The organism is Candidatus Roizmanbacteria bacterium (assembly GCA_016700135.1).
Lineage (GTDB): Bacteria > Patescibacteriota > Microgenomatia > UBA1406 > GWC2-37-13 > UBA1450.
This window is the reverse complement of the sequence record CP065004.1, coordinates 1,159,482-1,170,515: the sequence shown is the minus strand read 5'-3', so window position 1 is coordinate 1,170,515 and position 11,034 is coordinate 1,159,482. Positions and strand designations below refer to the sequence as shown.

Sequence of the window (11,034 nt, the reverse complement as noted above, 5' to 3'; positions counted from 1 at the left end):
TTATAAATATTGTCGCGTTTATTAGCAAACGAAATCCTACCGTGACCATAAATACGCTCAGTATAAGTATGAAAAGCAGCAATCCAAACAACTTTCTGTTGTTTTCATGCTGTTTATGTTGATACAGACGGGATCTCATGAGCCAATGGGGGGAGTCGAACCCCCGACCTCTGCTTTACGAAAGCATTGCTCTACCAACTGAGCTACATTGGCTTTCTTTTAAAAGATTATACCACGTTTTATTCCTGCCATATCCCTCCCTTTATCACGATCCATGGCTCTATGTAATCACCTTCATATCCCAGTGACCAAATGGCTATCCCGGCCAGATCTCTGTCATGAATAAACTCAATTTTTGATTCAAGGGATTTCTCGTCTTCATAGTAAATTTGCTTGATCCGGCCGTTCTGACGATAGGTGATCCAAGGCGATTTACTGTCAGGATCATATTGAATAGATACGGTTTCTTTATTTGCAATAAGCTCCCTGACACGTTTATAAGTCGCAATCGCTCCTGTATGAGGAACCGTCTTGCTTCGGAAATCATCAGTCAGTGTCTGCCACTCATATCCGTAAAAAGGCACGCCGAGAACCGTTTTTTCCGGTTCAACACGGCCTTTCAATGAATCAAGGGTCCGGCTGAGACTTGGAGAATTGTCGTTCATCTCAATTGGAGAAACGGGTCCTGCAGCGACAGATGAAGGCTGAGAATAATCATACCCCATAATGATCACCTGATCGACCGTATCGCCAATCTTCACCATGTCATATGCCATGTCGGCATATACAGCTGTGGCATTTACATCAAAAGATATGATGATATCAGCTTTTTCTTCCCGTAAATCATCTGCCAGAATTTTGAGAAACTGATTATAGAATTTCTGAGTTGGAAAATCGGAACGGGTAACATATTCGAAATCAATATTTACTCCGTCAAGTTCGTACTCAGTAATTATTGCTTTAATTTCACGTATTGCCGTTTGTACGGAGGTTGGGTTACTGATAAGTGTATTTATTTCATCGTTATTAAAGTTCTTGATTGCGATAAGTACTTTCGTATCGGTTTTTCTGGCATTTTCTCTTAGGGATTTGAAATAAGCAGAGTTGAGACTGTTCCACTCGGGCAACGTGTTTCCGTTTTTATCTTCCGTTTGGAGTTTTCCTGACTGATCCATGGTCAGACCGAAATAGATCATCTGATCCATGTATTCCGGATACACCTTAGCTTTGTTCCCGACTGCCCAATACGGAAGAAATCCGATAATCTGTCTTCTTTCTAAATCTTTTTTTGTATTTTCAAGAGGAGCGGAAAAATGTTGAGATACCGGCTCGATCATAGATGTTTGAAACAGTTCGGAACCGAAAGAGTACTGAGGAGCGGTATAAACAATAAGAGCGGCAAGAGCACCTGTGATAATGGTAAAAAGGGCAGATACTATACTGCGGTAGGAAGAATCTTTTGAATATGTTCCGGTCTGAGGTTCTGCAAGCATAATTCATTATATACAATACAAAAAAGATATTGTATAATGATTCTATGAAAGTTACCACGCTCCTCAGTATCTTTGTCGGAAGTGCTGTTATCGTTCTTATTGCGATTCTTGTCATGTCCATCCAGAACTCGAACAAAAAAACAATTCCTCAAGAAATTATAAATACGCAACAACCTTTTGATGGCGCAATTCCTCAATAATATAAATAAGTGTTTTAGAAATAAAGAGAGCTTTACTCTTGTTGAGCTACTTATCGTCATTTCAATAATTTCAGTACTTTCGACGCTCAGTATCGGAAGCTATTCAAATGTAATGAAAAATAGTCGTGATACTAAACGAAAAGCTGATTTACGAAAGGTACAAATAGCTCTCGAACAGTATTATGCCGCACACGGTACGTTTCGCGTTGACGGCGGGGCCAACTGGACGGATCCGAAATGCGGATGTGGCTGGCTTTCATATGTTGACGGAGGGTATTATCGTAGATCTGTGATTCAGGCCCTTCATGATGAAGGCTTTTTAGAAGAAACACATCTTGAGGATCCAAGGCAAGAACCGGGTTATATGATTTACATCTGTGAAGGAGGAAAAGTATATTCGCTTACGGCAACACTTGAGAATGCCAAGCAATCTGATGTTGAGTTTGCACGAGATCATACCTGCAACGGGAACGGTTCAAACGGTACCGTGACTCGATACGGTAAGAATTACGCAGTAACCAATAAAACATATTAGCAGCTGACTTATTGTGTTATCATGTCAATATGAACCGCATCGAAGACTATTTTCTCATTGGCGATTTGCAGACGGCGGCTCTGGTTTCTTCCGGGGGTTCCATTGACTGGATGTGTCTGCCGTACTTTGATTCTACAAGTATTTTCGGCAGAATCCTTGATGAGAACGGCGGCACGTTTTCCGTCGAAATGCCCGAATATAACGTCGCTTCATCGTATGTTCCCGAGACTGCAATCGTTTCTCATAAGATCTCAAATGAAAACAGATCGTTCAGTGTGAAAGACTTTATGCTTCCCAAACCGACATCCTCATGCAGAACACAGCTTCTAGTCCGGAAAATCGAAGGACTCTCCGGTTCGGGATCCGTAATCTTTCGATTCCAACCCCGTCCTGAATACGGAAAAATAGCAGCAGATATGCATCAGGACGGTTCCCGTATCAGCTTCACGAGCGGAGAAGGCCGCTTTATTCTTTTCCTTCCGACAGGAACGGCAATTTCCCGCAGTAACGGATCTTTCTTGCTTCGGATACCGATAGGTGAAGGTGAATCAAAACAGTTGATCCTTGAACATATCAAAAAAGGAGAATTATCCGTACATCCGAGAGGAGATTTTGAAAAAGAAACGGAGGAATTCTGGAAAGACTGGGTTTCAAAAGGCAGATTTATTCCCGAGAGTAGAGAAAAATTAGTGCGGTCCGCAATCACTTTGAAACTCATGCAGTTTTACCCGACCGGGGGTATCGTGGCTGCACCTACCATGTCACTGCCTGAACAAATCGGCGGTTTGAGAAACTGGGATTATCGGTATGTATGGGTACGTGATTCAACATTTATTTTGTATGCATTGTATATTCTCGGGTATGTCGATGAAGCAATGAAATTCTTTTCCTTTATTGAAAATGTGACCGAATTCGATCGTGAAAGCGAGCATGATATTCAGCTTATGTACACCATACACGGCGAACATGTCCCTGAAGAAACATATCTTGATCATTTGTCAGGTTATCGGAACTCAAAGCCGGTACGTGTCGGAAACGGCGCAATGGAGCAGTTTCAGCTCGACACATACGGCGCACTTATTGATGCGTATTACTTTGTTTGTTCCCTCGGCGCAGAGCTAACTGATGAAAATAAGAAAATGATCCGATATCTTCTCACCAGAATTGAACATTTGTGGGATGAGAAAGACAACGGTATTTGGGAAGTGCGGAGCGGAAAGCAGCATTATACATACTGCAAAGTGATGTGCTGGGTCGGAGTCAACCGCGCACTTAAGATACACGACAAAATAGGACTTAAGGAGCATGAAGTTGAACGCTATGCACGATTGGAAAAACAGATTCATGAGTGGATCTGGGAAAACAGCTACGATAAATCACAAGGAATCCTGAAGCAATACCCGGGAACTCTGCATATGGATGCGACGAATTATCTTTTTGTCTTGTTCGGGTTTTTGAAGACATCAGATGAAAAAACGAGAAAGATAATCGAAAAAACTGCGAATGAACTTGTTCACAGCGATGTGTTTGTGTACCGGTATTTCAGTGAAGACGGCTTACAAGGTACTGAAGGTGCATTTCTCCTTTGCACATTCTGGTATATCTCAGCGCTTGCGAAAATCTGTGAAGTGAAAAAGTCTGCGGAACTATTCAGGAAAGTAGAAGATCTCATGAACAAGCAGGGTTTGCTTGCAGAAGAAATCGATGAAAAGACTCATGAATACCTCGGCAATTATCCGCAGGCATTTTCTCATATAGGTTATATCATGAGCGCATATTATATTGAGAGGAATAAGAAGGTAAGTAAAGATCTATAACAGTCCGATACCTTCTGCCGTTACTTTCTTAAAATGCTTTCCATCGGTTTTCCTTTTGCAAGTTCATCAACCAGTTTATCCAGATATCGAATTTCACGCATAAGGGAATCCGCTATCTCTTCTATTCGGACGCCGCAAATTATGCCTTTTATTAACGATCTTTTCGGATTAAGTTGAGGAGCGTTAGCAAAAAATGTCTCGAAATCTACTTTTTCCTTCAGTTGCGTATCAAGAGCTTGCTGATTATAACCAGTTAACCAACGAATTATTTCATCCACTTCGTCCTTTGTTCGGCCTTTTTTCTCGGCTTTTGTTATATACAGAGGGTATACACTTGCAAACGTCATGGAGTAGATTCTGTGTTTTTTTGTTGAATTTTGCACGTTAAAAAAATATCGCAGTAATTAAAAATGGAGCGGGATACGAGAATCGAACTCGCTTCTCATCCTTGGGAAGGATGCATACTACCGGTGTACTAATCCCGCATTTTCAATATTATACACAATCCGAAAGAAGATATTAGCGGGGGATGGTGAGTTCCATTCCGACCTCGATGTGGTCAGGATTGGTGATGTTGTTTGCCTGCGCGATACGTACCCAGGCATTCGGATCTCCGTACACTTTTCGGGCAATATCCTGCAGACTTTCTCCTCTTTGTATTGTGTATTTATTCCGCTGATATGTCACCTGTCCAGAACTGATCGCGCTGATTTGACCGTTCTCTTCTGCCACAATTCCCAGGCTTTCCGATTGCTCTATTGATTTCTTGGGTACAGGAGAGATATAGTTGATGGATTGATCCCTGACTGAATTTGCAATTTCGTCAAGATTCCCGTTTGAAGTTTCAGTAGTGGCAAACAATTTTGAAAACCTCATACCTTGCTGAGAAAGGGTTTTCCCTATACCTTCACCGTATCGGATTCCGACAGCTGCAAGGGCGATCAGGAACAGAAACCCTCCTATAGCAAATGCCGTTGTATTTTCTCGAATAATATCAGCTGTCATTTTTTTGTAGTCTTGTGTCGCATGTGCGTCCTGTTCCATACATCTTATTCTATCAAATTAGCCTGTAATTACAATACAAATAATATTTGCTTCAAGCGTATATGCTACAATGTATCTATGCGAAAGGAGGTGATATTTACTTGAATCCATTACTTATAGGCGGCGGTGTTCTGCTTGTTGTAGGACTGTATCTTGTTGCGACATACAACAGTCTTGTTGTACTGAAAACCCGCATACAGGAGGCCTTATCCGGAATTGATGTACAGTTGAAGCGTCGCGCAGATCTGATCCCGAACCTTGTCGAAACGGTCAAAGGGTATGCTAAGCATGAAAAGGAGGTTTTTGAAAATGTCACTAAAGCACGTTCCGCTTTGATGAATGCTCAGGGAATGCAGGAAAAAGCTGAAGCCAATGACATGCTTACAGGTGCTTTGAAATCACTGTTTGCAGTCGCTGAAGCATATCCTGATTTGAAGGCAAATACCAACTTTCAGGATTTACAAAGACAGCTTGAAGATACTGAAGACAAAGTTGCATACTCAAGACAGTTTTACAACAGCAATGTCCTTGATTACAACGCCAAAATACAGATGTTCCCGTCCAATATCGTTGCTGGATTATTCGGATTTAAATCATTCGAATTTTTCAAAGCAGGCGAAGCGGACAGAGAAAACGTCAAAGTCAGTTTCTGAGAATTTGTATAATAGTGCAGTTTCTCAGACGTTCTGAGTACTGAATGTCATGCCTTGACGGTCGTCTCACGTACGATATTCTGGGAAACTGATTATTATATAAATCTGATCTTATGACACCCTACGCACATATATCGGCAAATAAATTCAAAACGTATCTGATTTTTGTTATTTTTACCGTCATATTTACGGGGTTCTTTTTTATAATCGGAAAAGTATATGATGATCCGTGGACCTATGCATTGCTCGGATTGGTCATTTCCGTCGGCTCTTCAGTGGGCAGCTATTTCTTCTCCGACAAACTGGTTTTATCTACGACAAGAGCCCGACCCGCCACAAAGGATGAGTTTTTCGATTTTTATACGGTATCGGAAAATCTCAGTATGGCTGCCGGTCTACCGATGCCGAAACTGTATGTGATTGATGATCCGTCTCCGAATGCATTTGCAACCGGTCGTGATCCAAAACACGCAGTTGTTTGTGCCACTACCGGACTTCTTCACAATCTTGAACGGTCTGAAATAGAGGGTGTGATCGCTCACGAACTCTCCCACGTCAAGAATTATGATATTCTGGTAATGACTGTTACATCGGTGCTGGTTGGCTCAATATCACTTGTTGCAGATATCGTAATGAGATCGTTGTGGTGGAGAGGCAGTGACAATGACAGACGAAATACTCATCCCGCACTCTATATTTTATTTATTCTGGCTTTAATTCTCACCCCGATAGTTGCAATGCTTATACAGCTTGCCGTATCACGTCAGCGTGAATACCTCGCGGATGCAAGCGGCGCCCTTTTGACCAGATATCCTGACGGTCTTGCCAATGCGCTTGAAAAAATCAGCAGTTATCCCCGGGGTGTAGAGTCCGCTACAACCTCAACATCTCATTTGTTTATTGCAAACCCCTTTAAAAAAGGACAGATATCCTCGGTCGTTGCAAATCTTTTCAGTACGCATCCGCCGATTGAAAAACGTATTCAAATATTGAGAAATATGTAATATATTGAGACCATGAAACAGGAATTATACAAACCTAATAAGGGGAAACAACTGGTAATTGACGTGAATGGAACGTCGTATTACCGATATCCGATAAAAACGGAGGTATTTGCTAAAGGAGATGATTATGCTGTAAAGATTGCCAGGTTCATTAGTACAGCTGTTGATACGTTTTCGAAGGAAAAAGACTTCAATTGTGATTGGTATGTGATCGTCTCAGAAAAAATCGTAGCCATCTCGCAGGGAAGATCGTATTTTATAAAAGATATCAAGCCTTCTTGGTGGGCGAAGACATTATCAAAGTATGTCAAAAAAACCCCTCACGGAATCGGTCTCGGAAGCCCATGGACTATGGAACTTGCCATAGGGGAAGTGGGGTTACCGCGTATTTTGCTGGCTGCGGTTGCATCGGTACTTACCAAGCCTTTCGGACTGTCAGGAGTTTTCTACAGAATCGCCGGACCTCAGGCTGCAGCAATTGACGGCCCGACATCATATTCTTTGTATCCTTCCAATGTCTCAGCGAAACTTGCACCGAAAGATCCTCAAAAAGCTGCTACAAAAATATCAGATGAGATAAAGTCTAAACTAACTGATGAAGCCCTGATAAAAAGATTTAAAGGGACTGTAATCATCGATGCGAATGATTTAGGGAGAAACGCACTAGGAAATGCCACAGGAAAACCAAATGGTTTTTTTGAAGATGTTATGCGTGATAATCCGATGGGGCAAGGAAGCGAACAAACACCGCTTGTCATCCTAACCTTATAATTTACTCGCCTTTAGATCCGTCGTACCATCCTGATGGAAGGGTAACCGAACCGGTATCTTGCAGAAATCCGTTTTCTGGATCTCGTTTGGTAGCATCCCATTGTTCGAGTTGTCGTCTGACTTCTTCCTGGTTACCGCATTCTTCAATACGGTTTGTTATTTGATTTACAACGCCTTCCCATTGGGAAAGGGTCATGTAGGGTCCTGGATTTGTATCACCAGGTTCAAAAGTTTGAGTTCCGCCTTCTTGTGCCTGAGTTTCCAGCAAAGCTTCTTTGTAGCATTGCCCGATACGTTGACACATTTTTCCTCCGTTATAGGAGCATTGTTCAATTGACATAAAACTATTATAATAAATCCTATAGTATTTATCAAGTCGTCTTTACTATTCTTTAACGTACAAAAATTTCTTGATAGGTTATAATAATCTTCATGTCAAAAACAGGTGATCTTACGAAAAAGGATGTTCTTCATATTGCCAAATTGGCAAATCTTCAAATACAGGATGCAAACATTGAGATGTACCGGACACAGCTTGAGGAGACGATCAATTATGTCGAAAATCTCGACGAGCTGGATACTACGAATGTCGAGCCTACCTCACATTCGACCAGGCTCTCAAATATATATTTCGAAGACGGTACAAAAAATTCGAGACAATTCACTCAAAAGGAAGCGCTCCAAAATGCAAAAAGTACAAAAAAATCAATGTTTGTAGTTAAAAGAATAATGGAATAATATGGACATATTCGGAACATCCCTTACAGGTTTAAAAGAACTTATTTCTGCAAAAAAGATATCATCAAAGGAAGTATTTTCGTACTTTCAATCCCGTGCACATACCTACAATGACGACTTGAACGCATATCTCACCATGATTGATTTTACGGATCATAATGACGGAGACTTATCCGGACTTCCGATAGCAGTAAAAGATAATTTCTGTACAGAAGGAGTGCGGACCACTGCATCCGCCAAGGTGCTTGACACCTTCATCCCTCCATATGAATCGACGGTAACGAAACGTCTGAAAGAAGCGGGAGCTGTATTTACGGGAAAAACCAATATGGATGCATGGGCACACGGTTCATCCACTGAGACATCTGATTACGGACCGACCAAAAACCCCTGGGATACCACACTTGCTCCGGGAGGCTCATCAGGAGGATCTGCTGCTGTGGTATCGGCATATCTCGCCCCTGCAGCAATCGGTTCCGAGACGGCCGGTTCCATCAGACAGCCGGCATCCTGGTGCGGAATAGTCGGACTGAAGCCGACATACGGCCGCGTTTCCCGGTATGGTGTGATTGCGATGGGATCTTCTTTTGACTGTCCCGGACCCATGACACAGACAGTTGAAGATGCTGCCATGATTTTACAGGTAATTGCAGGAAAAGATCCGTTTGATGCGACATCCGCAACTGAGGAAGTACCTGATTACAGGAAACAGATGACGGAAAAGCGGACACTGACATTCGGGGTCCCTGATGAGTACATGAAAGGACTTGATAAAGATGTTGAGAAAAAAGTTGAGGAATCGTTGAAAGTGCTTGAAAAACTGGGTCACAAAGTGAAAAGAGTTTCTCTTCTTGACCCGAAATACTCAATTTCCGTATATACAATACTTCAGAGAGCTGAAGTTTCATCAAATTTGGCTAGGTATGACGGTATCAGATACGGCAACGGTCGCGATGCTTTCGGACGTGAAGCAAAACGCCGGATGATGTTGGGGACATACACACTTTCACACGGCTATTACGATGCTTTTTACAAAAAAGCTCAGAAAATAAAAACACTTATTATTGAGGATCTCAAGCGGGTATTCAATGATGTCGATCTGATCGTGGCTGCTCCGACTCCGATGACTGCTCTTAAATTGGGTGAGTTTGAAAAGTATCCTTTCTTCGGAGAAACAATGGATGTATTGAATGAAGCGGCTGCCGTCGCAGGAACTCCTGCGATCAGTGTGCCGTGCGGACTGGATTCGAAGGGGTTGCCTGTCGGTTTGCAGTTTATGGGGAATTATTTTGATGAAGGTACAATACTCAATGCCGCTTATCAGTTCGAGAAAGAGACCGACTTCTTCAATGTACTCGCAGAAGGGAGAAAGAAATATGAATAAGTATTTTCCTGTCATCGGCATGGAGATTCATGTCGAGCTGAAAACGAAATCAAAAATGTTCTGTCAGTGTTCGGCAAATTATTTCGGAAAAGAACCAAATTCCAATACCTGCCCGGTATGTCTCGGTATGCCCGGAGCGCTTCCCGTGCCGAACAAACAAGCCGTAGAATGGACTGTCAAAATCGGGAAAGCTTTAAACTGTAGTATCAATAAACGTACGAAATTTGATAGAAAGCATTACTATTATCCCGACCTTCCGAAAGGTTATCAGATCAGTCAGTATGATGAACCTATTGCAGTAAAAGGTCATCTTGATATTACTCTCAAAGGAAAAGACAACACCCTTACGGAAAAACGTTTCAACATCACACGAGTCCATCTTGAAGAAGACACGGGCAAACTTACACACGCCGGAGAAGATACACTCGTCGACTTCAACAGATCCAGCGTACCGTTAGTCGAAATTGTGACCGAGCCTGATTTTGAAAATGCAGACGATGTGAAAGTATTCCTGGAAGAGCTTCATACCATCATAAGGACACTTGACGTCTCCGATGCCGATATGGAAAAAGGATCCATGAGAATGGAACCGAATATATCCTTGAGTATTTATGAAAATAAAGAAGAGCGGATGAAAAACCTTCCAAAATACAAAGTCGAAGTAAAAAATATCAATTCCTTCAATTTCGCAAAAAAAGCCATCGAGTATGAATTGAAAAGACAGGCTGAGATCCTTGATAAAGGAGAAATCCCTGCGCAGGAGACGCGCGGTTACAATGAAGACAAAGGCATTACCTATTCACAACGCTCAAAAGAAGAAGCACAGGATTACCGATACTTTCCGGAGCCTGATATTCCTCCTATGGAATTTACCGATGAGTTTATTGAAAAAGTAGAGAAGACAATTCCTGAACTTCCGGCTTCACGGGTTAAGAGATACCTTACTGACTACCAGCTCAAATATGACGATGCCTTTATTTTGACCCGGGATACTTCACTTTCGAAGTATTATGAAAAACTTATTGCAGAGTTGTCAAAAGAGAAAGAACTCGATCTAAAAAAACAAAACCTTGAACAGGCAATAGCGAATGTAATTGTGAATAAACGTATACAAACTAACTTGTCACATGAAGAGTTTGCACAGAAGTTTGTAAAAATGTTTGCAAAAGTTGAGATTGATGAATCACAGCTGCACTCAGCACTGGAAAAAGCAATTCAGGAAAATCCTAAAGCAATAACTGACTATAAAAGCGGCAAGACTAATGCCGTTATGGCGCTTGTCGGTTCCGTGATGCGCGAAATGCGCGGACAGGCCGATGCCATGGATGTCCGTAAACGATTGGAACAGCTGATACAAGATCAGGCATAAACCTCATTCAATAGGTATAATAGATA

At 41.9% G+C, this 11,034-nt stretch carries 13 protein-coding genes and 2 tRNA genes; 9 read left to right on the top strand and 6 right to left on the bottom strand.

What is annotated here, in order from left to right:
* Positions 1-140 precede the first annotated feature (140 nt).
* Positions 141-213, bottom strand: a tRNA-Thr gene (locus IPM65_06205).
* Between the two features lie 26 nt (positions 214-239).
* Complete coding sequence (locus IPM65_06200) at positions 240-1,493, bottom strand: hypothetical protein (GenBank protein ID QQS43701.1); 1,254 nt, start codon at positions 1,491-1,493, stop codon at positions 240-242.
* Between the two features lie 44 nt (positions 1,494-1,537).
* On the opposite strand from IPM65_06200, the gene IPM65_06195 reads away from it, so the two are divergent.
* The 3 genes from IPM65_06195 to IPM65_06185 are packed head-to-tail and all read left to right on the top strand — an operon-like array spanning position 1,538 to position 4,045.
* The gene (locus IPM65_06195; protein QQS43700.1) at positions 1,538-1,693 is read left to right on the top strand and encodes a hypothetical protein; all 156 of its coding nucleotides are present in this window, start codon (positions 1,538-1,540) and stop codon (positions 1,691-1,693) included.
* Positions 1,674-2,228 (top strand): prepilin-type N-terminal cleavage/methylation domain-containing protein, encoded by a 555-nt coding sequence (locus tag IPM65_06190; GenBank protein QQS43699.1) that lies wholly within the window; start codon positions 1,674-1,676, stop codon positions 2,226-2,228. Before IPM65_06195 ends, IPM65_06190 begins: the two co-directional genes overlap by 20 nt.
* Before the next feature lie 29 nt (positions 2,229-2,257).
* Positions 2,258-4,045, top strand: coding sequence for a glycoside hydrolase family 15 protein (locus IPM65_06185; GenBank protein QQS43698.1), 1,788 nt, complete (start codon positions 2,258-2,260; stop codon positions 4,043-4,045).
* 20 nt (positions 4,046-4,065) lie between these two features.
* Here IPM65_06185 and IPM65_06180 read toward each other — a convergent pair whose 3' ends face one another.
* From IPM65_06180 to IPM65_06170, 3 genes are all read right to left on the bottom strand, one after another.
* Positions 4,066-4,392, bottom strand: a complete 327-nt coding sequence (locus IPM65_06180; protein QQS44727.1) for a DUF2200 domain-containing protein — start codon at positions 4,390-4,392, stop codon at positions 4,066-4,068.
* A 64-nt stretch (positions 4,393-4,456) separates the two neighbouring features.
* Positions 4,457-4,530: transfer RNA gene (locus tag IPM65_06175), tRNA-Gly, on the bottom strand.
* A gap of 34 nt (positions 4,531-4,564) precedes the next feature.
* On the bottom strand, positions 4,565-5,089 hold the full coding sequence (locus tag IPM65_06170) for a LysM peptidoglycan-binding domain-containing protein (protein QQS43697.1): 525 nt from the start codon (positions 5,087-5,089) through the stop codon (positions 4,565-4,567).
* A gap of 62 nt (positions 5,090-5,151) precedes the next feature.
* Here IPM65_06170 and IPM65_06165 point away from each other — a divergent pair, with 62 nt between their 5' ends.
* From IPM65_06165 to IPM65_06155, 3 genes are all read left to right on the top strand, one after another.
* Positions 5,152-5,742 (top strand): LemA family protein, encoded by a 591-nt coding sequence (locus IPM65_06165; protein ID QQS43696.1) that lies wholly within the window; start codon positions 5,152-5,154, stop codon positions 5,740-5,742.
* Positions 5,743-5,855: 113 nt separating this feature from the next.
* Positions 5,856-6,746 carry a M48 family metalloprotease gene (locus IPM65_06160; protein QQS43695.1) on the top strand — a complete coding sequence of 297 codons (891 nt, stop codon included), beginning with the start codon at positions 5,856-5,858 and terminating at the stop codon, positions 6,744-6,746.
* A gap of 12 nt (positions 6,747-6,758) precedes the next feature.
* Entirely contained in the window at positions 6,759-7,517 is a 759-nt protein-coding gene (locus tag IPM65_06155) for a hypothetical protein (protein ID QQS43694.1), read from the top strand.
* 1 nt (position 7,518) lies between these two features.
* Here the strand turns inward: IPM65_06155 and IPM65_06150 are convergent, their stop codons facing one another.
* On the bottom strand, positions 7,519-7,857 hold the full coding sequence (locus IPM65_06150; GenBank protein QQS43693.1) for a hypothetical protein: 339 nt from the start codon (positions 7,855-7,857) through the stop codon (positions 7,519-7,521).
* A gap of 92 nt (positions 7,858-7,949) precedes the next feature.
* Here IPM65_06150 and gatC point away from each other — a divergent pair, with 92 nt between their 5' ends.
* The 3 genes from gatC to gatB are packed head-to-tail and all read left to right on the top strand — an operon-like array spanning position 7,950 to position 11,008.
* On the top strand, positions 7,950-8,255 hold the full coding sequence (gene gatC / locus IPM65_06145) for an Asp-tRNA(Asn)/Glu-tRNA(Gln) amidotransferase subunit GatC (protein QQS43692.1): 306 nt from the start codon (positions 7,950-7,952) through the stop codon (positions 8,253-8,255).
* Between the two features lies 1 nt (position 8,256).
* Positions 8,257-9,639, top strand: coding sequence for an Asp-tRNA(Asn)/Glu-tRNA(Gln) amidotransferase subunit GatA (gene gatA / locus IPM65_06140; GenBank protein QQS43691.1), 1,383 nt, complete (start codon positions 8,257-8,259; stop codon positions 9,637-9,639).
* Entirely contained in the window at positions 9,632-11,008 is a 1,377-nt protein-coding gene (gatB, locus tag IPM65_06135) for an Asp-tRNA(Asn)/Glu-tRNA(Gln) amidotransferase subunit GatB (GenBank protein ID QQS43690.1), read from the top strand. The genes gatA and gatB overlap by 8 nt, the downstream gene beginning before the upstream one ends.
* Positions 11,009-11,034: the final 26 nt, after the last annotated feature.